Source organism: Agaribacillus sp. DX54, from assembly GCF_056858335.1.
Genome location: NZ_JBXEQE010000016.1, coordinates 57913 through 83266 on the forward strand (window position 1 = coordinate 57913; position 25354 = coordinate 83266).

19 protein-coding genes are annotated in these 25354 nt (G+C 40.8%); 13 read left to right on the plus strand and 6 right to left on the minus strand.

Features of this window, described 5'->3' with window-relative positions; all coding sequences use genetic code 11:
- Positions 1-108 precede the first annotated feature (108 nt).
- From AC04NP_RS17225 to AC04NP_RS17260, 8 genes are all read left to right on the plus strand, one after another.
- Complete coding sequence (locus AC04NP_RS17225) at positions 109-2079, plus strand: OmpA family protein (RefSeq protein ID WP_482861089.1); 1971 nt, start codon at positions 109-111, stop codon at positions 2077-2079.
- Between the two features lie 302 nt (positions 2080-2381).
- Positions 2382-5696 (plus strand): coiled-coil domain-containing protein, encoded by a 3315-nt coding sequence (locus AC04NP_RS17230; RefSeq protein WP_482861090.1) that lies wholly within the window; start codon positions 2382-2384, stop codon positions 5694-5696.
- Between the two features lie 109 nt (positions 5697-5805).
- A complete protein-coding gene (locus tag AC04NP_RS17235; protein ID WP_482861091.1) occupies positions 5806-6207 on the plus strand; it encodes an ATP-binding protein in 402 nt (133 codons plus the stop codon).
- A 4-nt stretch (positions 6208-6211) separates the two neighbouring features.
- Positions 6212-6640 (plus strand): rRNA maturation RNase YbeY, encoded by a 429-nt coding sequence (gene ybeY / locus AC04NP_RS17240; RefSeq protein ID WP_482861092.1) that lies wholly within the window; start codon positions 6212-6214, stop codon positions 6638-6640.
- 86 nt (positions 6641-6726) lie between these two features.
- A complete protein-coding gene (gene mnmG / locus AC04NP_RS17245) occupies positions 6727-8589 on the plus strand; it encodes a tRNA uridine-5-carboxymethylaminomethyl(34) synthesis enzyme MnmG (RefSeq protein ID WP_482861093.1) in 1863 nt (620 codons plus the stop codon).
- A gap of 4 nt (positions 8590-8593) precedes the next feature.
- Positions 8594-9481: a class I SAM-dependent methyltransferase gene (locus tag AC04NP_RS17250; protein WP_482861094.1), complete on the plus strand. Its 888-nt coding sequence runs from the start codon at positions 8594-8596 to the stop codon at positions 9479-9481.
- The gene (locus AC04NP_RS17255; protein ID WP_482861095.1) at positions 9474-11171 is read left to right on the plus strand and encodes an Ig-like domain-containing domain; all 1698 of its coding nucleotides are present in this window, start codon (positions 9474-9476) and stop codon (positions 11169-11171) included. The genes AC04NP_RS17250 and AC04NP_RS17255 overlap by 8 nt, the downstream gene beginning before the upstream one ends.
- A 491-nt stretch (positions 11172-11662) precedes the next feature.
- Complete coding sequence (locus tag AC04NP_RS17260; RefSeq protein ID WP_482861096.1) at positions 11663-13396, plus strand: tetratricopeptide repeat protein; 1734 nt, start codon at positions 11663-11665, stop codon at positions 13394-13396.
- Positions 13397-13440: 44 nt separating this feature from the next.
- On the opposite strand, the gene AC04NP_RS17265 is transcribed toward AC04NP_RS17260, so the two are convergent.
- The 3 genes from AC04NP_RS17265 to AC04NP_RS17275 all read right to left on the minus strand — a co-directional run bounded on the left by AC04NP_RS17265 (position 13441) and on the right by AC04NP_RS17275 (position 17560).
- A complete protein-coding gene (locus tag AC04NP_RS17265; protein ID WP_482861097.1) occupies positions 13441-14853 on the minus strand; it encodes a c-type cytochrome in 1413 nt (470 codons plus the stop codon).
- Positions 14854-15042: 189 nt separating this feature from the next.
- A complete protein-coding gene (locus AC04NP_RS17270) occupies positions 15043-16806 on the minus strand; it encodes an AMP-dependent synthetase/ligase (RefSeq protein WP_482861098.1) in 1764 nt (587 codons plus the stop codon).
- 190 nt (positions 16807-16996) lie between these two features.
- Positions 16997-17560, minus strand: coding sequence for a DUF2911 domain-containing protein (locus AC04NP_RS17275; RefSeq protein ID WP_482861100.1), 564 nt, complete (start codon positions 17558-17560; stop codon positions 16997-16999).
- A gap of 162 nt (positions 17561-17722) precedes the next feature.
- On the opposite strand from AC04NP_RS17275, the gene AC04NP_RS17280 reads away from it, so the two are divergent.
- The 3 genes from AC04NP_RS17280 (at position 17723) to msrA (ending at position 20977) form a co-directional block, all read left to right on the plus strand.
- Positions 17723-18700, plus strand: a complete 978-nt coding sequence (locus AC04NP_RS17280; RefSeq protein WP_482861101.1) for a YpdA family putative bacillithiol disulfide reductase — start codon at positions 17723-17725, stop codon at positions 18698-18700.
- A gap of 185 nt (positions 18701-18885) precedes the next feature.
- Positions 18886-20367, plus strand: a complete 1482-nt coding sequence (locus tag AC04NP_RS17285; protein ID WP_482861102.1) for an SLC13 family permease — start codon at positions 18886-18888, stop codon at positions 20365-20367.
- Between the two features lie 82 nt (positions 20368-20449).
- Positions 20450-20977, plus strand: a complete 528-nt coding sequence (gene msrA / locus AC04NP_RS17290; protein ID WP_482861103.1) for a peptide-methionine (S)-S-oxide reductase MsrA — start codon at positions 20450-20452, stop codon at positions 20975-20977.
- A 12-nt stretch (positions 20978-20989) separates the two neighbouring features.
- Here the strand turns inward: msrA and AC04NP_RS17295 are convergent, their stop codons facing one another.
- Genes AC04NP_RS17295 through AC04NP_RS17305 form a run of 3 tightly spaced genes read right to left on the minus strand, consistent with a single transcriptional unit; the run spans position 20990 to position 23972 of the window.
- Positions 20990-22447 (minus strand): SDR family oxidoreductase, encoded by a 1458-nt coding sequence (locus AC04NP_RS17295; protein WP_482861104.1) that lies wholly within the window; start codon positions 22445-22447, stop codon positions 20990-20992.
- Between the two features lie 9 nt (positions 22448-22456).
- Positions 22457-23779: a cryptochrome/photolyase family protein gene (locus AC04NP_RS17300; RefSeq protein WP_482861105.1), complete on the minus strand. Its 1323-nt coding sequence runs from the start codon at positions 23777-23779 to the stop codon at positions 22457-22459.
- A gap of 16 nt (positions 23780-23795) precedes the next feature.
- Positions 23796-23972 carry a DUF6435 family protein gene (locus AC04NP_RS17305; protein ID WP_482861108.1) on the minus strand — a complete coding sequence of 59 codons (177 nt, stop codon included), beginning with the start codon at positions 23970-23972 and terminating at the stop codon, positions 23796-23798.
- A gap of 164 nt (positions 23973-24136) precedes the next feature.
- On the opposite strand from AC04NP_RS17305, the gene AC04NP_RS17310 reads away from it, so the two are divergent.
- Positions 24137-24703: a helix-turn-helix domain-containing protein gene (locus AC04NP_RS17310; protein WP_482861109.1), complete on the plus strand. Its 567-nt coding sequence runs from the start codon at positions 24137-24139 to the stop codon at positions 24701-24703.
- Positions 24704-24887: 184 nt separating this feature from the next.
- Positions 24888-25295 (plus strand): HYC_CC_PP family protein, encoded by a 408-nt coding sequence (locus tag AC04NP_RS17315; protein ID WP_482861110.1) that lies wholly within the window; start codon positions 24888-24890, stop codon positions 25293-25295.
- Positions 25296-25354 lie beyond the last annotated feature (59 nt).

The window sequence follows — 25354 nt, forward strand, 5'->3', positions numbered from 1 at the left end:
ATCTTACACATAATACCTTAACCGTTTAATTGCTGTTTATTGTCCGGAATTAAAGGTTAGCTTTGGCATTTATGTTGTTTTTTGTCTTCACTTTTGTGCTGATTAATAATGACCTACAGGGTAATTAGTGTATTGGTTTTGTTGATATTTTCCTGGTCTGGCATCAATGCCCAGGGTTACCGTAAGTTGATAAAAAAAGGTGACAGGTTTTATCAGAAAGGATATTTTGATGAAGCCGCGGCGCAATATGAGCAAGCCAATAGTATTATTGGAGGTAATGCGGCTGTCGATTATCGGCTAGGCATGGCTTATCTGGAGGGAAGCTTCAAGCACAAAGCCGTTTCGTATCTTAAAAAGGTTTTCGAGGAATTTCCTGAGTATAATCCCGACCTGGAATTTTATCTGGCACAGGCCTATCAGTTTTCCAACAACTTTGAGAAAGCACTGGACCATTATATGGCATTCCGGCCTAAGGCTTATGATAAATTTATCATCGACCAAAATATTAAGCAATGTAATATGGGTATCGAATATGTCAATAACCCAAAGGACGTAGATATCACAAATCTGGGGGCAATTGTTAATTCCGAAAGTCATGATTATGCCCCCTTAATCACCGCTGATGAGTCGACATTGATCTTCACCTCCAGAAGAAAAGGCTCAACGGGCAACCAACTAGCGGCTGATAATAATTATTACGAAGACATCTATATCAGCCGGAAGCGTAATGGCGCATGGACACCACCGGAAAAACTGGGCGAAAACATCAACACACCATTTCACGACGCTGCCATTGCCTTTGCCCCTGATGGAAAACAGGTGCTTATCTATTATAGCGTAGGAAACGGAGATATATTTGTTTCCAATTTTGACGGAAACAACTGGTCAAAACCAGAACCGCTGAATGCAAACATTAATTCAAAATACCGGGAGCTCTCGGCCTCTTTAACAGCCGACGGAAATAAACTATACTTTTCGAGCGACAGGCCCGGAGGATTTGGGGGACTGGACATATACATCAGTGAATTACAGGATGATGGTACATGGGGACCGGCAGTTAATGCCGGCCCAAAGATTAACACCAAGGAAGACGAAGATGCACCGTTTATCCATCCCGAAGACAATATGTTATACTTCAGCTCCCGGGGACACTTCGGCATGGGAGGCTACGATATTTTCAGAAGTCCCAGCATAAAAGGTAAATGGGGAAGGCCCAGGAATCTTGGATTTCCCATTAACACGGCGAGAGATGAAATCTATTTCGTAATTGGTGCCAGTAATAAGACCGGGTATTATGCCACCGCCAAAAGCGACGGACATGGAGGTAACGATATTTATAGCATTGCTATGGACAAAAGGGACTATGTAAACTTACAAAAGACCAAAACCATTGAGGTAGAAGAAAGCAATGAACCTGAAATAGATTTGAAAATAGAGAAAAACTCAAAGGCTCCGCTGATTATTTTTTCCGGTAAAGTAATCGACGCCAATACGAATGAACCTGTCAAAGCAAAGCTGGTATTATCAGACAATAGCAGAAACCTGGTGGTAGCCGTCAAATACACTGATTTGAAAAACGGCACATTTGAACTGCAAATTCCTTCTGACCGGAATTTTGGGCTGACCGTTGAAAAAGACGGGTATTTGTTCCATTCCAGAAGCTTTAAAAGAACTACGCTATCGTCAAACAAAGATGTAAACGCTACGATCAGGCTAAAGCCTGCAGATGTCGGATCGCGGGTAATTCTCAAAAACATCTTTTTTGACAGTGGCAAATCTGAGATAAAGCCGGAGTCCATATCGGAGCTCGATAGAATTTACGAACTACTTAATCGTACACCAAACTTAAGAGTACAAATAAATGGCCATACGGATAATGTGGGTGAAGCAAATTATAATAAGGCATTATCAAGAAAAAGGGCAAAAGCGGTAGAAAGGTATCTGATTAGTTACGGAATAGAACCCGGAAGACTATCTTCAAAGGGATTCGGAGAAGAAAAGCCATTGGTTTCCAATGATGATGAAATCGGAGGAAGGGAGATAAACCGTAGAACAGAAATCGAAATCATCGGTAACTAAAGCTATTGTGGCACCGGTTTTGCACCGCCGATTATTGTCAAATGAAAGGAACAAATGGGCAAAAGGCAACCAAATAACGGAATATCAGTTAATAATAATTACTAATTGTATTGCTTTTGGCGACATAATTTGTGGGAATTCTGAAATATTATGTAATTTATATAGAGTTTCTGATGTTTTAATGAAAATGTACGTAACAGCCGTTGATACAAATGGCTTCTCAGTATTGAATGAGTCTTTTCCAAACGGATCGACAGGATTATTTGTTATATACTATGATTAAGCGTTGATGTTGAAATATTATGAGTAACCAAGGTAAAGAAAATGTTCTGATTGCCAATTTAAATGCATACAAAAAAAAGTATTATCAAAATCAATTATTAAAGGGCGGATTGTTATTATTAACCGCGATGTTGGGAGCCTACCTAGTGGCCAATTCCCTGGCCTTTATCGCCAACTTCGATTCTACACTGCGCGCTGTTTTGTTTTTCTCATTTATAACTTTTAGCCTGATTATTGGGTATAAATGGATCATTGACCCCATCGCCCGGCTTTTTTCACTCAAGCAACAGCTAAGTGATGAAGAGGCCGCCAAACAAATAGGCAGTTATTTTCCTGAAATTGAGGATAAACTCCTGAATACCATTCAGTTAAAAAAAATATCAGATGTAAATAGCGATTTGATTGCCGCTAGCATACGAAGCCGTACCGAAAGAATAGGATTAATCCCCTTTAAGCAGGCCATCGACCTTGGAGAGAATAAAAAATATCTGAAATATGCCGGATTTCCTGTTGCCGTTCTAATCATCTTGTTGTTTCTGGCCCCAAGTTTCCTCAAAGACAGCACTACGAAAATAATCAACTACAATAAAGAGTATCTGCCTGTGGCACCCTTTCAGTTTATACTGGGAAATGACAACCTTCAGGCGTTCAAAAATGAGGACTTTACGGTATTACTGAATTTTGAAGGCAAAGCCATTCCCCAGGATGCATATATTCTTTTCAATGGCAGAAGAATAAAGATGAAATATGGCAATCAGGCAGGGTTTGGGTATACCTTAAAAAAAATTCAACGCAGAACCTCCTTCTCCTTTGAGGCCGCGGGTTTTAGTTCCCGGGAATTTAAGATCGAAGTGGTGAACCGGCCTAACCTGAAAAACTTCAATGTTAAAATGGTCTTTCCCAGGTATGTAAAAAGGGATAATCAGACCGTACAAAATATTGGCAACCTGGAAGTGCCTCAGGGAACCCTTATCGAATGGCAATACAAAACCCTTGACGCGGATAAAATGAAAATTATTTTTGACGGGTCTAAAGAAGAGAAAGAATTACAAATAATTGATAATCAGATTTTTAATTACGAAAAGAAGGTTTTTAAGTCACAGGATTATCAAATTAAGCTACAAAATCAATACAGCGACAACAAGGAAAAAATTAACTATCACATCGAAGTTATTCCGGATCAGTTTCCATCTATCACCCTCGATCAGTTCAGGGATACCACCTTATTCAGCTACATGGTTTTAGGAGGAAATATTGCCGATGACTACGGCTTGTCACAATTGTCTCTGTACTACAGAAAAAGTAATATCCGCAACAATGAAGAGGGTAAATTTCAAGCCATCAATGTTCCGATTGACAAAAACCGCATTAGCCAAAGTTATTATTACCAAATGCAGTTCGACTCCATCGATCTGGAGAAGGGCGATAAAATTGAATACTATTTGCAGGTATGGGATAATGATGGTGTAAATGGAAGAAAATCATCAAAGACAGGTACCTATACTTTTGACATTCCTGATAAAAGCCAATTGAAAGAAAGCATCGCGGAGTCTTCCAAAAGTGCTGAAAAGCAAATTAACGAAACACTGGATAAAGCCAGGGAACTGAAAGAAAAGTTAAAGGAGGAAGAAGACCGGCTAAAAACGGAAAAATCGCTGGAATGGCAGGATGAAAAAAGGTTAGAAGAGATTTTGAAAAAAAGACAAGCGTTGAATGAAGCCATTGAAAAGCTGAAGGAACTGAACAAAGCTACGGACCAAAAAAGGGAAAGATTTTCAGAGACCAGTGAAAAATTCAAAGAGAAAGCGCAGCAGTTGCAAAAACTGATGGATGAATTGCTGGATGAAGACACTAAAAAGCTTTATGACGAATTGCAGAAGTTAATGGAAGAGAAAGCGGATATGAACAATGTTCAGGAGATGCTGGATAAGCTTAACAACAAAGAGGATGATCTTGAAAAAGAACTGGAAAGAAGTCTGGAATTGTTCAAAAAACTCAAATTCGATTATAAACTGGAGGAGACCATCAACGAGTTAAATGAGATTGCTGAAGAGCAGGAAGAACTTATTGAGGAAACGCTGGATAAGTCTAACGAGCTGGAGGATTTACAGGAGAAGCAACAGGAGTTGAACGAACAATTTGAGGAGACCCAAAAGTCATTGGAGGAATTGGACGAAATCAACCAGGATCGAAAAAATCCGGATCAGATGCAGGATACCTCCGGCGATCAACAGGAAATTGACCAACTGCAGAAAGAAAGTCAGGAAAATCTTGAAAACCATAAAAGAAAGAAAGCGGCAAAATCCCAGCAACAATCCAGCCAAAAAATGCAGCAGATGTCCCAGAAGCTTCAACAGATGCAGAACAGTGCTGAGATGGAAATGATGATGGAGAATTTAGATAATTTAAGGGACATTGTGGACAATCTGGTTAAGTTGTCATTTGACCAGGAAAAATTAATGATTGACTTCCGGAATATAAAACAAAGTGATCCGAGATTCATACTTCTTTCACAGCAACAACTCAAGTTGAAGGATGATTCTAAAATCATAGAAGACAGTCTTCTTGCGCTTTCCGAGCGCGTTTTCCAGATTGCTTCTTTTGTTACCAGGGAATTGGGCGAGATGAGTGATAACATGGATAAAACAATCGAAGCCTTGAGGGAAAGAAAAAAATCACTGGCTGTAAGCAAACAGCAATTCACCATGACCTCTATTAACAACTTAGCTTTACTGTTAGATGATGTTCTTCAGCAAATGCAACAGCAAATGGCCGATGCCATGGGTAATCCCCAAAAAGGAAATAATGGCAAAAACATGCCTGGGTTAAGTGAGTTGCAAAAACAGTTAAACCAGCAAATTCAGCAACTAAAGAAAAGCGGCAAATCGGGCCGGCAATTGTCTGAAGAACTGGCAAAGCTGGCGGCGCAGCAGGAAAAACTGAGGCAGGCATTGCAGGAAATGAATGAAAAATATGGTAATAACGGACAAGATGGAGGCAAAGAAGGGGATAACGGGATGAAAGAGTTGCTGGATAAAATGGAAGAAACAGAAACCGATTTAGTCAATAAACGTTTGACTACCGAAATGATTGAGCGTCAAAAGGAGATACTGACGAGGTTACTTGAAGCCGAGAATTCTTTAAGGGAGAGGGAGTTGGATAAAAAGAGAGAAGCAGAACAGGCCAAAGAATATGAGAAAAGGTTACCCAAGGCATTTGAGGAATATATAAAGACAAAGGAAAAGGAAATAGAATTGTTAAAAACAGTACCTTTGAAACTTAATCCTTATTACAAAAAGGAAGTAAATGAATATTTTAAAAGAATTGAAAAATAGGGATTGTAATTAGTATCGAATAAAAGAATTTGACTAAATTCATAACCATTTTGCACAACATCACATAAAGGTTTCGAGCAAATTACAGTACATGATTTTAAAAGAACCAATGAACTTAATTAAAATAGAGATTCCTTCTTTGGGAGAGAATATCAGAATTATTGAGAGTTTCATAGACAATGCCAAAGAAAAGTACAGCATTGATGATGATATCTACGGAAACATTATGATCGCCGTAACTGAATCCGTAAATAATGCCATAAAACACGGCAACAAAAATAATAAACACAAAAACGTTTCACTGTCCTTAATGCTCAATGACAACATCATCAGTTTTGAGGTAAGGGATCAGGGCAGTGGTTTCGATTACAATAACCTTCCGGACCCAACCGCCCCCGAGAACCTCGACAAGCCAGGAGGGAGGGGAATCTTTTTAATGAAACATCTGTCAGACGAAGTATCTTTTGAAGACCAGGGAAGAATAGTAAAGCTCTCTTTCTACGTCAACTAATGAAATGTGTATTAACTTCTTTTATGAAGACACTCCTTTCCAATTAAAGCAAACCCAACAAGTAAGCAACTGGATAAAAAAAGTAATCAGCCTGGAAGCACAGATTCTGGAAGAGCTAAACTACATCTTTTGTTCAGACAATTACCTTCATGAAATCAATAAAACCTACCTTGGTCATGATACCTATACGGATATTATAACCTTCGATTACAAAGAAAAGAACGGTGCACCCATTGAAGGAGAAGTCTACATAAGTGTAGATCGTGTGCAAGAGAATGCGACTACTTATCAAAAAACATTCGAAGAAGAACTTCACCGCGTTATCATCCATGGTGTACTGCATTTGTTAGGCTACCGTGACAAAACCCCACAGGAACAAAAAGAAATGAGAAAAAAAGAGGAAGCTTGTTTATCTTTGCAAAACATTAGCTGATAATACAGATGTTCCACGTGGAACATCTGTATTGGAACTGAAATAAGTTGTATATGTTCCACGTGGAACACTTTATAAATCGAACGATGTTTGAAGAATACGATGTTATTGTAATAGGCGCCGGTCATGCGGGCTGTGAGGCCGCTTATGCTGCGGCAACGATGGGCTCCAAGGTGTTGTTAGCCACCATGAATATGAATACCATTGCGCAAATGTCCTGTAACCCAGCAATGGGAGGGGTAGCCAAAGGTCAGATTGTAAGGGAAATCGACGCGCTGGGAGGTATGTCAGGAATTATCTCGGATAAATCTATGATCCAATTCCGCATGCTCAACAAATCAAAAGGTCCAGCCATGTGGAGCCCACGCACTCAGAATGACCGGGTGCTCTTTTCGCTTGAGTGGCGAGCGGCCCTGGAAAAAACACCCAACGTGGATTTCTGGCAGGAAATGGTGACGGGTCTCATTGTTAAGGATCAACGGGTGATTGGCGTGGAAACAGGCCTGGGCTTACAAATCAGGGCAAAATCGGTTATTCTTACAAATGGTACTTTTTTAAACGGCATTATCCATATCGGAGAAAAACAATTTGGTGGTGGTAGAACCGGAGAACGGGCGGCAAAAGGTTTGACTGAACAACTCGTGGCCCTGGGGTTTGAGTCAGGACGGATGAAAACCGGCACGCCTCCAAGGGTCGATGGCCGATCGCTGGACTTTTCTAAAATGGAGGAGCAACCTGGTGATGACGAGCCCGGAAAATTTTCGTATATCGACACACCTGGATTGACAAGACAAAAGAGTTGTTATATAACGTATACCAATAAATCCGTTCACGAAATCCTCGAAACAGGTTTCGAAAAGTCGCCCATGTTCGCTGGCAGGATCAAAGGAATAGGTCCCCGGTACTGTCCCTCTATTGAAGACAAAATAAACCGCTTCGCAGAAAGGGAAAGACACCAGATCTTCGTAGAGCCTGAGGGATGGGACACGGTGGAAATTTATGTGAACGGTTTTTCTACTTCATTACCTGAAGACGTTCAATACAACGCATTGGTTCAAATACCAGGATTTGAACAGGTTAAAATGTTCAGACCAGGGTACGCCATAGAATACGATTATTTTCCTCCTACTCAGCTAAAACTAACGCTGGAAACAAAAGGAATAGATAATCTGTATTTTGCCGGCCAGATTAACGGTACAACCGGTTACGAAGAAGCCGCCTGCCAGGGACTGGTCGCCGGAATCAATGCGCACCGGAAAATCAACGACCTCGATCCTTTTGTGTTAAAACGTTCAGAAGCTTATATAGGGGTCTTAATAGATGATCTGATCAATAAAGGGACAGAAGAACCTTATCGCATGTTTACCTCAAGGGCAGAGTTTAGAATTCTTTTAAGGCAGGATAACGCCGATATCAGACTGACAGAGACGGGTCACAAACTTGGGCTGGCCTCCAATGAACGGCTCGATAAGATGATGGACAAAAAAAATGACACAGCCAGGTTGCTAAATGACCTCAAACACAAAAAAGTCACCCCTACGGAAATCAACGATTCCTTAAACCATCTCAATACAGCTACAATCAAGGAGAAAGTAACGCTTGAAAAACTTCTAAAAAGACCTGAAATCAATATTCATGACTTTTTAACGGTCGATCATTCCCTGGCCGATTACCTTTATAAGTTTGAAAAAGATATCCTGCAACAGGCTGAAATTCTCATAAAGTATGACCATTACATCGAAAAAGAAAAACAACTTGTCGAAAAGGTTGAAAGTCTTGAAAACTATAAAATTAAAGCAGGATTTGATTACAGCAAATTAACAGCACTTTCGGCAGAGGCTCGCGAAAAACTAATCAGAATTCAGCCCGAAACCCTCGGACAGGCGGCTCGAATCAGTGGTGTATCCCCTGCTGATATTTCCATAATTTTGGTATACCTAGGTAAATAACATCATGCTGGTAGACTTACAGGAATGTCCTATCTGTAAAGGAAAGGATTTTAATCCCTATAAGAAATGTAAAGACTTCACTGTCTCAGGTGAAACCTTTTCAATCATCACTTGCAAAAATTGCGGTTTTAAGTTTACTAACCCCAGACCTGATGAAAGTCAGTTGATGAAATACTATGAATCGTCACAATATATTTCGCATAACAATCGAAGCAACAGTCTTATCAACTTCGTCTACAAAAACGTAAGAAAGATAACTGTCGGACAAAAAGCGAAATTACTCGCTAAATTCGTCAAAAAGGGTTACATGATGGACTATGGTTGTGGTACGGGAGAATTCCTGAAAGCTTGTCAGGACCGGGGCTGGCATATAGATGGTGTGGAACCGGCACAAAAAGCCAGGGAACAAGCATTACAACTGACCGGGGCCAGGATATCCGGATCGATTTTTGATGTGGATGAGAATGAGCAACAGTATGATGCCATAACTATGTGGCATGTTCTGGAACATATTCCTCAACTGGATAAAACATTCATGAAGATTAAACAGCTGCTGAAAAGAAAAGGAAAGATCATCATTGCGGTTCCGAATCATACCAGTCCCGATGCCAAAATGTATGACAACTTTTGGGCTGGTTATGATGTTCCCAGGCATCTCTACCATTTTGATAAAAACAGTCTGTCGGGTTTATTAAGTAAATACAATTTCGAGATAGAAACCATCATACCCCAAAAACTGGATGCGTATTACGTGAGCCTTTTAAGCGAAAAAAACAAAAACAATCACACAAACATGCTTAAAGCCATCGTTAACGGATACAGGTCGAATCAACAGGCCAAAAAGGAAAAACAGAATTACTCAAGTCTGATCTATGTCGCTAAATATGACTAACCATTTCTTCAATTTCTGTATATTTCTGCTTTTTCTGGTCGTTGCCATTTCATGTGCAAGGCCACAGGCACCCTCCGGCGGTCCTAAAGATGAGGATCCTCCCCAGTTAGTAAGCGCTGACCCGACAAATGGTACCCTGATGTTTAAAGGTGATAAAATAAACATGGAGTTTGACGAATACATTAAATTCAATGATATTAAAGGCGAGCTCACTATTACTCCTAAAATTAACGAAGACTACGAGTACAAATACAACAAGAAAAGCATTGAACTCGATAATCTCATACTGGAAGACAGCACCACTTATACCTTCAACTTCGGTGGTGGTGTAACAGATATTACTGAAAACAACCCGGCGGAGAATCTGTTGCTTATTTTCAGTACGGGCCATTTTCTGGACTCACTCAATATTACCGGCAAGGTGATTGAAATCCTTACGGGTGAACGCGTTGAGAACGCGCTGCTGGCCATATATGATGTTAATGATACATTGGATGTATTCACAGGAAGGGCCAGTTATTCGATCAGGGCTAATGAAAACGGACAATTCAAATTTACCAACATTAAAAATGGAAATTACAGGCTCTACGCCGTCAATGACGAAAACAGAAATTACAAATGCGAACCAGATACGGAATCGTTTGGCTTTCTGGGAGAAATCATTGAGCTAAATAAAGATTATGACAGCCTGAGTATTTATACAAGAAAAAGAAATTTCAGACCGTTTAAACTTACTAACCTTCGTTCTACAGGAAAGTATTTTCAAGCCAGATTTAACAAGTACGTGATGTCCTATCGATTGAAAGTACTCCCTGATACTTCAAAAACCGTATACAGCAATCTAACCGATAAAAATGAAGTATTAAGAATTTATAACACCCTCGAAGATATTGATAGTCTGCGGGTGCAACTGACAGCCTATGACACCATTAATCAGTCTGTCGATACCCTGTTTTATATCAGGTTTCCGGAAAGCAAAAGAAAATCACCCGATTTTAATGTCAATCTCAGAGAAGGGGAAATCAGCACTTCTAATGTCTTTACCGGAAGAATTACTTTCAACAAACCCGTCAGGTATCTTAATGCGGACAGTCTTTTATTTCAATATGACAGCACAACCGTGCAAAAGATCGATACAGCCAACGATCTGACCTGGAATTTTAACCGTACGCAATTATCGATAGAAAAATTGCTTAATCCGAGCCTACTTAATAAAGATACTACGCGCAAAGCCGTTAATGAAAAACCACAACCCAGAATACCTGGCAAGGAGAGTTTCGAAGGAAGATCAGAAGCCAACCAGGTAACTTTGGTCATAGGAGAAAAGACTTTTGTAAGTGTTGAAAACGACAGCAGCACACAGATTACTGAAACATATAACTTCATTAACTCCGCTAACCTGGGTGTGATTATAGGAGAGATAATTACAGATTACAGTAGTTTCATCATTCAGCTAACCAACAAAGCCTTTGAAGTACAAAGGGAACTTTATAATCAAAAAGTATTCGAATTTAAAGATCTGCAGCCGGGCGACTACCTCGTCAGGATTTTGATCGATACCAATGGCAATGGAAAATGGGATGAGGGTCAGGTTAGTGATTTTACAGAACCTGAACCGGTTTACCATCTTAACAAAACCCTGACCCTGCGGCCCAATTGGGAATTAAATGAAATCATCACTATAGAATAGCATAGCCAATGCTGTGAAAAACATGTGGATAAATAAAAGATTACCGGTGGATAACCACCGCAATCCTGAAGACAAATCCCGAATGTAAGATCGCCTTGTTAATTACTGTGGATATAAAAAAATAATAAACTATCTTATTCACATAATCGTTAATAAAATAAGTTATCCACGATTGTGGTTAAAATGTGCAAATAATTATTAACTTATTGATTATCAATTATTTATGTGTGAATAATATGTGAATAACCTCCTAATAATCCATAATTGATAAACATTTTAAAAAGTCAAATCAATGTTCGGTATTTTATCCACAAATCCACAGGATAGTAAATAATAATAATTTAATTTAATATATTATAATATTATATATAGGAAGAACGAATATGTGCATAACCAGGAGAAAAATTTTTCAATCCCTTTTCATACCCGTCTTAACTTGCCTTCTTTTTACAATAACAATCAATGTCTGTGCGCAGGACGAAAAAATACTGTTGGCCAATGAATACTACAATACCGGTGAATTGGAAAAAGCTAAAGATATTTACGAGAGCCTGACGCGGCGTCCCAAAAATATTCCAAGAATTCATAGTAATTACCTGGAATTGTTAACATCCACCGGTGATTTTAAAGGCGCTGAGGTATATATAGACAGGGTGTTGAAGTTTTACCCTAATTTTGTGAATTATCATATTGATAAGGGGATCATTTACAAATCCAAAGGCGATCAGGAACGTGCTGAAAAATACTTTGACAAAATTATCGACCTGGTTAAAAAGGGGAATTTCGATGTGCGGGCTACCGCCCAGTATTTTATGCGTAAAAGGATTTCCGAATATGCCGTAGAGACGTTTAAAATAGGTCGCAAGAAGGAAAATGATAAATACAAATATGCGCTTGAATTAGCCAATGTTTACAGGCTCACGAGTAACAAGGATATGATGGTGGAGGAATATATTAACTTTCTCAAAGCCCACCCTGAAAATGCGGAGTATGTAAAAAATACTTTTCAGAATTTGTTAACGGAAAAGGATGAGCTGATTGGCATGCAGGACTACCTTTTCGATAAAATACAGGAACAACCCAATGAAGAAATTTACAATGAACTATTGATATGGGTGAATCTGCAGTTGAAGAACTTTCGCCAGGCCTTTATTCAGGCCCGGGCATTTGACAAACGTTTTAAGACCGGGGGTCAAAAAACCATGGAAGTTGGCATCATTGCTTTTGAAAATAAGGATTACAAAAATACGGTTACCATATTCGAGTATTTGATTAAAGCTTTTCCCAAAAGTGATAATTATGTAATGGCAAAAAAATACCTTATCAAAGCCAGGGAAGAGACTGTAAAGAATACTTTTCCTATCGACACGGTGGAAATCAGAAAACTGATCGTTGACTACGATGCGCTGGTCAATCAGGTAGGTTTCAATCCGGTAACACTTGAGGTGATGCGCAGCGAGGCATTACTCTATGCATTTTATCTGGAGCAAAAGGATAAGGCCATAGAAATTTTAAACGAGATCATTAAAAGACCCCGTGTGAATTCCAACCTGATAGCCAGGTGCAAGCTCGACCTGGGAGACATATACCTCCTTATCGGTCAGCCATGGGAGTCTACCCTTCTTTATTCACAGGTTGAAAAAGCCAAGAAAGAACAGCCCCTGGGTTACCAGGCCAAATTGAAAAATGCGAAGCTTTCCTATTATAACGGTAATTTTTCGTTGGCACAGTCACACCTGGATATATTGAAACTGGCTACCTCGCGGGAAATCTCCAATGATGCCATGCAGCTAAGTTTACTCATAAAGGACAACACCATGCTCGATACCACCGACATGGCGATGAAAACCTATGCTTCCATAGATTTATTGTTGTTTCAAAATAAAAAACAGCAGGCGATTGAGGAGCTGGACAAAATGTTGAAGGATTATGAAGGTCACAGAATTACTGATGAGATATATTGGCTGCAAGCAAAGATTTTATTAGAACTGGGACAATTTGATGATTCTATCATTCTCTTAGACAAAATAGTCAATGAATATCCTTATGATATATTAAGTGACGATGCCTATTTTCTGATGGGGAAAATTTATGAAGAGCAGTTGTTTGACAACCAAAGGTCTATGGAGATTTATCAGGACTTTTTAACCAAGTATCCGGGAAGCCTTTTCAGTGCGGAGGCCAGAAAGAGATTCAGAAGACTGCGTGGTGACCTGATTAACTGAACCTGATTTTGATTGATCCGCCAGGAGAAATTTTTTGATGGTTATTACAGTGTTTTAAGATATTCTATCAAGGCTTTACGCTCCTCATCGTCAAACTTGTCGCCGTAGGTGTGTCCTTGATTACCGTAACCCGGCAAAGTTGTGTCATAAACAAATTTACCCGCTGCGTTTTTCTTCGATTTAAAACGCCATCCCAGATTTTCGAAATCGTAATCATCCGTTTTACCACTTCTTTGCCAGAATTCGGGTCTTTCATTACTATTCAACAGCGCATTTAAAGTGGGTACCGACCCATTGTGCAAATAGGGTGCGCTGGCCCATATACCATCCAGCGGAGGGGCAATGTATCCCTCCAGGGGAACATTTTTAGAGAAAGGCGCTGAAACCGCAAACCAGCTTTGATTGTACCACTTGTTAAATCCCCCGTAGTCCTTGGCATACCAGGCATACCATGGATCGGTTTTGATGACGGGCAAGGCAATTACTTTGTTTGGGTAACTTTCATTTTCACCGTAAGTGCCATGGCAATCTTTACAATGTTTTTCAAATAAAACTTTGCCTTTTAACGACAGGGGCCGATTGATGGTTTTGGGGTACCTGGGAGGCTCAAGGGATTCCAGCCATGCCAAAACATGTATAAATTCTTGTTGAACCTTCCTGGCCATAGTGCTGTCAGGCAGGCCGAGTAAGACAGACTGCATCAGTAATTTGGTAAAATCACCACGTCCCATAGCATTGTAATACAGAGCGTTCTTTTTTTTCACATTCCAAAGGGGTGGAACATCAGTAGCCATCGTATACTTCATCATTTCAAATCTATCGGCTTTCTCATAGGTAAGATCGACAGGATTGCGATGTTGCACACAGGCTTCTGCCAGGCGAAAGGCCGGATTCACACCAAAAACCGGCGTAGTGATTTTAGGCGCCAGCGCTTTATAATAATTCCCAAAGTCTTCAAATGCTGCTCTTTCAGGTTTCTTTTTGTTGTATTTCAGTTTTACCAATGTGTTCAGAATATGGGCTGGCGCTTTCTGGCTTTTGGTAAAATCGTAGAAAGTATCTCCCAAACCGTAATGTAACTTTCCGTTAAACGTGGTTCCATGACAGGTAAAACAATTGCCGGACACAACTTTTTCACCATTCGGCGCTTTGAACAAGCTTATTTTATAGTTTAAAAAATATCCGGGCTCCACTTCGATTTCGGTGAGGCTGTCCCTTCTCTTATTGACCTTTTTTTTCATCATTTCCCAGGGTACGCCGCTGGCGATATATTCCCCCGACTTCATGTAGGCAAAACCCCTTTCAGGATCTCCTGGCCCCGATTGTTGGCTGGGGGGAATGTTTTTGCTCTTCCAGTCTTCAGGCAGATTGCCGGGATCCATTTCGAGCTTTGGTGAGCATCCGTACCAAAAGGGGACCACGGTGATAAGCACAAAGAATAAAGTTTTCCTGATCATTTCAATATAAAATATCTATTTTTAAAACAGGGGATTGGCTTTGGAAGTTTGCTTCTGTAAAAATATAGAAAAGAGACCCGGAAATATATATACTTTACCGATGAAAGATAATTTTTATTCTTTTTTCACCACGTAGGCACCAAGACACAAAGAGACACAGAGGTTTTCGTTAAGTGATTTCAAAAGTTATTATTGATAAATGTACTCAACCAGTTCCTGATACTTTTCGAGAATAACCCGTCTTTTCAATTTCATTGTGGGCGTCAGTTCTCCGGTTTCCAAACTCCAGGATGTATGAATCAACTCAAACTTTTTCACTTTTTCATATTGCGCAAAATGGGCATTGTGTAAATCGACTTCCATCTGGAATTTTTCGATTATCATTTCGTGATCTAACATTTCTTCATTAGAAGTGTATTGAATGTTCCGGATTTGGCACCACTCTTTGAGTCCTTCAAAATTGGGGACAATCAGCGCCCCGGGAAACTTTTCCCCTTCCCCGACAACCATAATCTGCTCAATAATTACAGACTCCTTAAATTTATTCTCCAGCACCTGGGGAGCAATATATTTTCCTCCGGAAGTTTTAAATATTTCTTTCTTTCGATCTGTTATTTTGAGGTATTTGTTTTCGACCATTTCACCCACATCCCCGGTATGATACCAGCCATCCACAATTGCCTGAGCGGTCAGATCCGGCCTTTTGTAATAACCCTTCATGACGTTGGGGCCTTTTACCAAAATTTCACCATCTTCAGCGATTTTGACCTGAATGTTTTCCAGTAAAGGACCAACGCAACCAATTCTCAGGTCATCTATTCTGGAGAATGAAACGCCGGGTGAGGTTTCCGTAGCTCCATAGGCCTCGAGCACTTTGATGCCTGCCGCCCAGAAAACCCTGGCCAAACGGGGCTGCAATGCCGCCGCCCCGGAGGTTATGTACATGATGTTACCTCCCAAAGCCTCACGCCATTTGTTGAAAATGATTTTGTTAGCAAGGTTTAATTGAAAATCGTACCACCAGCCAAAACTTTCATTCGGGTCATACCTCAGACCAAGATTTAATGCCCAAAAGAATAACCTTCTTTTAATACCCTTTAGCTCATACGCTTTGGCCAGTATTTTATCATAGATTTTTTCCAGTAAACGGGGCACAGTGGTAAAAGTATGCGGCCTGATTTCCCTGAGATTGTCACCGATGGCATCGAGGCTTTCGGCATAATAAATGGAAACACTGTCATATATATAGTAATAGACACCGGTTCGCTCAAAAATGTGGCAAATAGGTAAAAAACTTAAAGCCCGGTAATTTTTTCTTTTCAAGGGTGATATATTAGAAACGGCAATGGTATTGGAAATAATGTTACCATGGCTAAGCATAACCCCTTTAGGTAAGCCGGTTGTTCCGGAAGTATAAATCAAAGTAACCAAATCTTCATAGGTTACCTGATTTTTCAGGGCCTGCAATTTCTGCATGTCTCCCCCTTCTCCATTTTTTTTAACCTCTGACCAATGTTTTGCACCATCTATCAAATCGAAAGTATAAATATCCTTAACACCGGGGGCTTCACGGGCTGCGATTTTCGCCTTTCGATAAAGGTCATAGTCGGCCACGAATACCAGTTTTACCCCCGAGTCGTTAAAAATAAATTCAAAATCCTGCACCGTAATGGTTGGGTACATAGGAACACTGACTGCACCGATCTGCTGGAGCCCAAAGTCGATAAAATTCCATTCCGGCCTGTTGTTCGAGATAATGGCTACCTTATCGTCCTTACCAATACCCATTCTCATTAAACCCAGACTTACCTTGTTGGCAATGTTTTGCAAATCCTTACTGCTGTATTTAACCCATTCACCATTCACTTTGCTGGCCAGGGCATCGTCGATAGGCTGGTTTTCCGCCTGGAATTGCAAAATGTCAAATAATCTTTTGATTTCTGTCGTTTGCATATGTTAAAGGAAACTAATATGCAAGATAACAACAAATCCCATCAAATAATAGTCACCTGATCGGGATACAAACCGTGATACCTTTTTTCCGAAAAAGCCGACTATCCGTATTGCTACAGGCAATAAAAGAAGCGGAGATGAGTGAAAAGGAGATGTCGGTTAAATAGACCGGGAAAACAAATTCCCGGATTTATCCCTTGGGTTCAAAAGGAACCTCGATCCTGATATGGTCCCATAACAGCAAGATGTTAGTTTTACCATCCTGATCGGCAAAACCTATGGTGAACTGCTCTACGATGTCGTTGTTTTTCTTTCTCGGTACCGTGACTCTTAGCACATCCAGTGCCGGGTCGAATGGATTTCCCGAAACGCTGGCGCCCCAGTAATTCAGCTTGGAATTAAAAGCAATGGTCCAATCATTTTCCCCTGGAATGGTGTAGATGGAATATTCTCCGGCTTTAAGTACTTCCTCCTGAAAAAGCAGGTCTTTGTTAGTCTTAATTTGTGTCGCTTCGTTGGCTCCTGTTCGCCATGGCTCTCCATAAACCTCCAATGCAGTCGTGCCTGGCTGGCCGAATAATAAGCGCCCCTTTTTAAAAGGACGACTGTAGTAAATACTTATAGACAGACCGTCGTTTTCGTAACTGGCGACTCCGGGAGGACTGTGCCTTTTGGAAGTCGTAAGGGAATAAGCCACATAACCTGTGATCAAAGCTACTATTACGCCAATAATTAATAAAATTGGTTTTTTCATACCCGCTAAACTTTTGAGGTGGGCAATTTAATAAAAATTTACCGATTGTTTCATACTATCGTTTTAGTGGTGGAATTTTTTATATGAATGGAAAATCATGGACTGAAATTTAAAAATCATAGGTTGTCTTTTTACCTTTGTGATCGTAACACTGAAACGATTATGGCAGAATCAGCATACTATGATGTGATGATAATTGGTGCAGGCCCTATTGGGCTGGCATGTGGCATCGAAGCCAAAAAGGCGGGATTAAGTTATGTGATCATTGATAAAGGCTGTCTGGTCAACTCACTTTATCATTATCCATTTAACATGACTTTCTTTTCCACTTCCGAAAAACTGGAGATCGGTGATGTGCCCTTCATATCACACGGTGCAAAACCCAATCGCATGGAAGCATTGGAATATTATCGACGGGTAGCCTCCTCATGGGAGTTGAACTTAAAATTATATGAAGAGGTCCAAAAGGTCAATCGCCATAATGATCTATACAAAATAACAACTGCCAAAGGTTCCTATGACGCCATGGTGATCATTATTGCCACGGGTTTTTATGACTTGCCCTATCTTATGCACGTTGAAGGGGAAGAGTTGCCTAAAGTAAAACACTATTATGATGAGCCACACCCCTATTTCGCCCAAAACCTCGCAGTTGTGGGTGCCGCTAATTCAGCCATTGACGTGGCACTCGAAACTTACAGGAAAGGTGCTCATGTCACCATGGTAATCAGGGAAGAAAAAATTAGTGACAGTGTAAAATATTGGGTAAAACCCGATGTGGAGAATCGGATCAGGGAAGGTTCTATCAAAGCCTATTTCAACGCCAGTATAACCAGCATCAGGGAAGACCAAATCGATATCCGGTCTCCCGAAGGAATAATAACCATTCCCAATGACTTTGTTTTGGCCATGACCGGCTACCGGCCGAACTTTGAATTTCTGCAATCGATTGGTATACAGCTCCAAAACGACGAGAATCAAACGCCGCTGTACAATGAAGAAACCAACGAAACCAATGTCGAAAATGTTTATCTGGCAGGTGTAATCTGCGGAGGCCTGAAAACAAACAAATGGTTTATTGAAAATTCAAGGGTCCATGCTGAGTTGATTATCGAGGACGTGAAAAGAAAGCTTTCATAACGTTGTCCCCGGTGGTAAACGGGTCAAATTTAGCGGCATTCTTACATTTCACAATTTCGATTCAAGTTTTCATTAATTGCCATTCTCATCTTTTCTATCTTCGTTGGCTGTAACCGGGCTGCGGCCAATCTTTTAATGTTGTAATAAAGTAAAAGCAGGGATTCGGTAAATAATGGACTCGAAGGATGAAAAATATCAATACTTTTTTTAAGCATTTTCTGGGAGGAAGCCCCGTTTGGTATAAGCAAGTGATGTTGGGCTTTCTTGTGATCAATCCGGTAGTGTTGTTTTTTCTTGGCCCTGGTTATACCGGTTGGCTGATTCTATTCCAATTTATATTTATCCTTATGATGGCCCTCAAGTGTTACCCCCTGCTGCCCGGCGGGTTGTTGGCCATTGAAGTGGTGGCTCTGGGGTTGACTTCCCCCCACGAGGTGTACCATGAGGTTGAAAACAATTTACAGGTAATTCTGCTATTGCTTTTTATGGTGGCGGGCATATATTTTATGAAAGACCTGCTCACCTATATCTTTACCAAAATATTAATCGCAATCAAATCAAAGGTATTGCTTTCACTGGTTTTTGCCCTGATGGGAGCGGTGCTCTCAGCCTGGCTGGATGCCCTGACTGTGACTGCGGTAATGATTGCTGTGGTAACTACTTTTTACCGGATTTATAATGCAACCAGCATCGAAGAAAGGGTACCCGGCACCAAATCGATTCCTGAAAAAAGGGTGGTGGCGCGTGATGATTTGGAGAATTTCAATGGATTTCTGAGAAATCTGCTCATGCATGGTGTGATTGGTACGGCCCTTGGGGGTGTTGCTACGATGGTAGGAGAGCCGCAAAATCTATTGATTGCTTCGGAAATGGGTTGGTCATTTGCAGACTTTTTTATAAAGATGGCTAATGTAACCATACCGGTCATATTTTTTGGCCTGCTTACCACAGCTTATATTGAATTCCATAGCATCAGCGGATATGGTTATAAGTTGCCTGCCCAGGTGAGAAAAATACTTGATCAGAATGCCAGGGAAATGGAAGAAAAAATGTCTGGCTATAAAAAATGGGGCATTATTATGCAAGCCATTTGCGCGATATGGCTAATAGCCGCGTTGGCATTTCATCTGGCTGAAGTGGGTTTTATCGGCCTTTCTGTCATTGTGATCCTCTCGGCCACCATGGGGATCCAATCAGAACACTCAATTGGTGAAGCCTTTAAAGAAGGCACTCCTTTTTTATCGCTGTTGATTATATTTTTTGTCATTGTTGCCATGATTGAACACAATCACCTTTTTGCCCCTATCATTGCCGAGGCCAGGTCTTACCAGGGTATGGGGCAGACCTATTTCTTTTTTATTGCATCGGCCTCTTTGTCGGTGATGAGCGATAATGTATTTGTGGCATCGGTGTACATTAAACAAGCCGTGGAAATGCTGGCAGGTGACAAAAGTCAGTTGGAAGACGTGGCTATGGCCATTAACATTGGTACTAATATTCCTTCAATTGCCACACCTAACGGCCAGGCGGCACTGCTGTTTTTACTCACCAATAACATAGCCATCAGGATTTCATTGTCCTATTTCAGAATGATGAAAATGGCGTTGCCTTATTTTATCGTACTCACTATGATCGCCTTACTTTTTCTGGATGTGAAATGGTTATAATTGGCTGGCCACCTCACCGGTAAAACTATTTCAAACCTTTATGCCTACCCTGCGTTAATAGGTGAAGTTAACACAAATCAATATGGAACAGGCAACATTTGGCGCAGGTTGTTTTTGGTGTGTAGAAGCAGTATTTCAACGGTTAAACGGCGTAAAATCCGTAGTATCGGGTTATGCGGGCGGAACAGTAAACAACCCTACCTACAAGGAGGTATGTAGTGGTCTTACCGGTCATGCAGAGGTGGCACAAATTACCTATGACCCGGGTATCATCACCTACGAAGAGTTACTTGAAGTTTTTTGGAAAACGCATGATCCCACAACTTTAAACCGGCAGGGTGGGGATGTTGGAACGCAGTACCGCTCTGTTGTATTTTATCATAATGAAGCCCAAAAAAAACTGGCTGAATATTACAAATCGAAACTGGATGAGTCGGAAGTTTTCGATGATCCTATTGTTACCGAAATCAGCGGATTGCCAGAATTTTTTGAAGCGGAAGATTACCACCGGAATTATTTTAATAATAATCCTACCCAACCCTATTGTTCGGTAGTCATCGGTCCCAAAGTTCAGAAAATGGAACAAGTGTTTGCGGCTAAGTTGAAATAGAGGCGCCCGAGTCTATTGCCCTTTATATTCAATGAGCCTCCTGGCCATTCCGCGAAAAATGAAGCCATGAAAGGGTAATACGCCATACCAATAAATACGCCCCCATAATCCAAGGGGCCTGAATGTAGCGTTTTGCAATAGAATATGGGTGTTTCCTTTTTTCTTTATCCTGAACTCCAGCCAGGCTTCTCCTGGTAATTTCATCTCCGCATACAATAGCAAACGTTTGTTTATTTTATCCGCAATGAGCACTCTCCAAAAATCCAGTGCGTCACCTGGCTTTAAATCTACCGGACTTCTCCTTCCTCTTCTAAGCCCCACACCACCTGCCAGCTTGTCAAGATAGCCTCTGATTTTCCAAAGAAAATTGCCATAATACCATCCGCGGTCTCCTCCGATTTCCCAGATATTTTGTAATACACTTTCCGGGTCGCGGCTGAATTGATACGCTCTTTTATCCAACAGGCAACCGTGCACGGGAACCTCACTATGATTCAAAAAATTCTGATCCAGGTTCTTGTTATACAACGCATCTTTCCAACTGGAGATAATGTCATTTTGGTTGATTTTGACGAAGGCAAGTTGCAAAGCCTCCCTGTATGTGATAAGATCAGTGGGCGATATATCCCGGATGTTGGCGTTTTGACATATCACTTCATTTTTCATGCTATCCACCAGATTACGGGCAAGCATGTATGAGGTGGAAGTAACAAAATATAACCACAATGAAGACAGCCGCGGTGACAGCACCGGCACTGATATAATCCACCTTCGCAATCCTCTCACTTTGGCATATCCCAACAACATTTCTTTATAACTGAGGATGTCAGGTCCCCCGATATCGAAGGTCTTTCCAAAGGTGCCGGCATTTAATAACACCTGATGCAGGTACTCCAACACATTTCTAATGGCAATGGGTTGACATTTGGTATGCAACCACTTTGGGGCAATCATAATGGGAAGCTTTTCAACCAAATCCCTTATGATTTCAAAAGATGCACTCCCTGAGCCAATAATAATCGCCGCTCTAAGTACGGTGACCGGAATATCACGGCTGCTCAGGATCACTTCAACATTTTGTCTGGAACTGAGGTGTTCCGAGAGATTCTTATCATTAGCAATACCACTTAAATAGATAATCTGGCGTGCATTGGATTTGTCGGCGTAGCGAATGAAATTTTCTGCCGTCTGGTTTTCGAGTTCGCCGAAACCTTTATCCTTCGTGTCAAGGGAATGCACCATATAGTAGGCCGCGTCAATAGAGAGAGGTAACTTTTCCAGTGTTGCCGGCCTGGAGAGGTCGCATTCAATGATGTCCAGATTTTCCAGCGCCTGACCGGTCAGATTATCAAAATCAAAGCGCCGTTGGTCTCTCACCAGGCAAACCACGCTATGTCCCTTATTCAATAGCAGTGGCAATAATCTTTTGCCAATATAACCGGTGGCACCTGTAAGAAGTATTTTTGCCATTGCCGTGACTTAATTGGATATCTTTGCTGTTTTTTCCAATGCTTCTTTATAAACTTTCAGTGCCCTTTCCCTAGCGGATTTGTGGTCTACTACAGGATCAGGATAGGAAAAGCCCTGGTATTCAGGTACCCATTTTTTGATGTAATGATGTTGTTCGTCAAACTTCCGGGTTTGTGTATCCGGGTTGAATATCCGGAAGTAAGGGGCGGCATCTACCCCGGTTCCGGCAGCCCATTGCCAGCCTCCGTTATTGGATGCCAACTCATAGTCGAGCAGCTTTTCTGCAAAATAAGCTTCCCCCCAACGCCAGTCAATCAACAAATGTTTGGTGAGAAAGCTGGCCGTAATCATACGAACCCGGTTATGCATGAACCCTGTAGCATTCAATTCCCTCATGCCTGCATCTACGATCGGGTATCCGGTCTTTCCCTCACACCACCTGTTAAATTCCTCCCGGTTATTTCGCCATTGAATGCCGTCATATTTTTTGTTAAAATTTTCATTGACTACATGGGGAAAATGCCACAAAATCATTTGATAGAAATCACGCCAGATCAATTCGTTTAAATATTTTTCGTTCCATACGCTGGCGCTACGCACCAGTTGCCTGATGCTGATAGTGCCAAATCTCAGGTGAATGCCAAGCCGCGAGGTGCCTTTTATGGCGGGTATATCCCGCTTTTGATCATAATCCTTGATGATTTCTTCCGGAATTTTCCCTGAAGGTATCGCCATTGAACTTCGCCGGAATCCCATTTTTGATAGTGGAATAACTTCCGGAGCGGTTACCGGCAACCAATTATTAGTCTCTGGAGCGTTGGGATAGCATTCCGGGGGTTTGGTATTGAACAGACTTTTCCATCTTTTGCTGTAGGGTGTGTAAACCTTGTAAGCTTCACCATCATCCTTTATTACTTCATTTTTTTCAAAGATGACATGATCCTTTTTACTGATGAAGCCAATGTTCCGTTCCTTCAAAAACATGTAGACTGCCTTGTCCCTTTCCCTGGCGTAGGGTTCATAATCACGATTAGCATAAATGACTTTTACATTATACGCCTGTACAATCCTTTTCCACACTTCAATGGGTTTGCCATAATAAGTTTGTAGTCCACAACCCTTTTTTTGAAGCTGCGAATGCAGGTTTTGAAGCACATCATGGATAAAAGTTACCCTTGGATCGGATTTACTTTTTAAATCATCCAAAATATTCCTGTCAAAAATGAATATGGGCAATACCGGATATTCACCCGACAAGGCCGCCATCAGTGCCGTATTATCTTCAAGTCTCAGATCACGACGGAACCAAAAGATGGAAATGGGTTGCGGCATATTATATGTTATTCCACTAGCGCTTGTTTGTTTTTAATTCATTAATCTTTTTTGCCACTTCCTCCGCTGCGGCAATCTTTTTTGCATACAGCTTGAGGTCACCGGTGCGTTGAATATCCCTTGCTTCCAACATCATTTTCTCATATTGCTTATTTAGCTTTTTGATGGGATCTTTTTTAAATAGTGAAAACATAGCCATTTATATCTTTTACTTGAAAAACCGTTGAATTGACTAATTGTTCGGTGCTTTTAATGTATGTTCTTGTTTTAACCGGCAGCAAGGTGCTGATAAACGGTCCCGAATAACCTAACCGACTATTCATTGAAATCGTTAAATTCGTTGTAGAAGATTTAATTATGAAGTTATACATAAAAAACATGGTTTGCAACCGCTGTATTGAAGCGGTAACCGGGTTGTTTAGGGAAACGGGTCATAGGGCCAAAACGGTTCGTTTGGGTGAGGTGGAGGTAGACAGCGATCTATCGTCAGATGAACTGGCTAATATTGGGGAAATGCTTCGGGACCGGGGTTTTGACTTGCTTGAAGATAAAAACAGCCGGATCATCGAACGTGTTAAAAATTTATTGATAGCTATTATTCACAGGGATTCCGGACCTGTAAAAATCAATTATTCCGTCTATCTGGAAGAACAGATCGGAAGAGATTACAGCTTTTTGAGTAGTCTTTTTTCATCGGTAGAGGGAATTACCATAGAAAAGTATACGATTTTGCAACGATTAGAAAAAGTGAAAGAGCTGTTGATTTATGACGAATTAAGCTTAAGCCAGATTGCCGATAAGCTTAACTACAGCAGCGTGCAGCACTTATCTAATCAATTTAAAAAGACCACGGGTATGTCACCCACTGCCTTTAAAAAGCAGCGTTTGAATCTTCGAAAACCGTTGGACGGGATTATCGGCTAAAATCATATAACTTTTTTCAAAAATTATGTAAGTCATGCAACGGAATTATCACGTATACTTGCAAAAGTTAATGATCTGCCGGATATATGTCTATGATTGTATCAGCGGTAAGCAACATTTAAGCAGGTCTCTAAGCTGGTAATCTTACTATTAAAGACATTTTTTTGTATCTTTGGGCCTATTGATGAAAGTTTTTGCAAAAATATTGAACGTCTTCCTTGCGCTGTTATTATTGCTGACAACCAGTGGTGTAACACTTCACAAACATTATTGCATGGGCGAGCTGGAAAACATAGCGGTTTTTCAGAAGGCCAAGTCCTGTATTGACAAAATCAAAACGGACGGGCAAGCTATGGCCTGTGCTATGAAATGCTGTGAAGACGTTGAGGTGGAGTTTAAGGTGACCGATTTAAACAAAGCTGTTTCCGGCATCAGTCTGGTACCTCAATGGTACCTCTTAGCAGCTATCACCTACCTTGTCATCGATTTTGATCTCTTTTCATTTGTCAAAGCCTATTCTTCCTGCTTAAATTACAAGCCTCCCTCGATTGATCCGGACATCACGGTCCTGATTCAATCATTTCTTCTTTAAGTCATAACATTACGATGCTGCCTTGTGCAGTACAGGGGTAATTGTACCCGGAAATCATC

Bases quoted from the DNA above. Each gene is read 5' to 3' on its own strand.
- ybeY (WP_482861092.1), top strand. From the start codon at position 6,212: ATGTGTATTAACTTCTTTTATGAAGACACTCCTTTCCAATTAAAGCAA.
- AC04NP_RS17275 (WP_482861100.1), bottom strand. From the start codon at position 17,560: ATGAAAAAACCAATTTTATTAATTATTGGCGTAATAGTAGCTTTGATC.
- AC04NP_RS17265 (WP_482861097.1), bottom strand. From the start codon at position 14,853: ATGATCAGGAAAACTTTATTCTTTGTGCTTATCACCGTGGTCCCCTTT.
- AC04NP_RS17235 (WP_482861091.1), top strand. From the start codon at position 5,806: ATGAACTTAATTAAAATAGAGATTCCTTCTTTGGGAGAGAATATCAGA.
- mnmG (WP_482861093.1), top strand. From the start codon at position 6,727: ATGTTTGAAGAATACGATGTTATTGTAATAGGCGCCGGTCATGCGGGC.
- AC04NP_RS17250 (WP_482861094.1), top strand. From the start codon at position 8,594: ATGCTGGTAGACTTACAGGAATGTCCTATCTGTAAAGGAAAGGATTTT.
- AC04NP_RS17255 (WP_482861095.1), top strand. From the start codon at position 9,474: ATGACTAACCATTTCTTCAATTTCTGTATATTTCTGCTTTTTCTGGTC.
- AC04NP_RS17310 (WP_482861109.1), top strand. From the start codon at position 24,137: ATGAAGTTATACATAAAAAACATGGTTTGCAACCGCTGTATTGAAGCG.
- AC04NP_RS17280 (WP_482861101.1), top strand. From the start codon at position 17,723: ATGGCAGAATCAGCATACTATGATGTGATGATAATTGGTGCAGGCCCT.
- AC04NP_RS17300 (WP_482861105.1), bottom strand. From the start codon at position 23,779: ATGCCGCAACCCATTTCCATCTTTTGGTTCCGTCGTGATCTGAGACTT.
- AC04NP_RS17225 (WP_482861089.1), top strand. From the start codon at position 109: ATGACCTACAGGGTAATTAGTGTATTGGTTTTGTTGATATTTTCCTGG.
- AC04NP_RS17315 (WP_482861110.1), top strand. From the start codon at position 24,888: ATGAAAGTTTTTGCAAAAATATTGAACGTCTTCCTTGCGCTGTTATTA.
- AC04NP_RS17270 (WP_482861098.1), bottom strand. From the start codon at position 16,806: ATGCAAACGACAGAAATCAAAAGATTATTTGACATTTTGCAATTCCAG.
- AC04NP_RS17285 (WP_482861102.1), top strand. From the start codon at position 18,886: ATGAAAAATATCAATACTTTTTTTAAGCATTTTCTGGGAGGAAGCCCC.
- AC04NP_RS17230 (WP_482861090.1), top strand. From the start codon at position 2,382: ATGAGTAACCAAGGTAAAGAAAATGTTCTGATTGCCAATTTAAATGCA.
- msrA (WP_482861103.1), top strand. From the start codon at position 20,450: ATGGAACAGGCAACATTTGGCGCAGGTTGTTTTTGGTGTGTAGAAGCA.
- AC04NP_RS17295 (WP_482861104.1), bottom strand. From the start codon at position 22,447: ATGGCAAAAATACTTCTTACAGGTGCCACCGGTTATATTGGCAAAAGA.
- AC04NP_RS17305 (WP_482861108.1), bottom strand. From the start codon at position 23,972: ATGTTTTCACTATTTAAAAAAGATCCCATCAAAAAGCTAAATAAGCAA.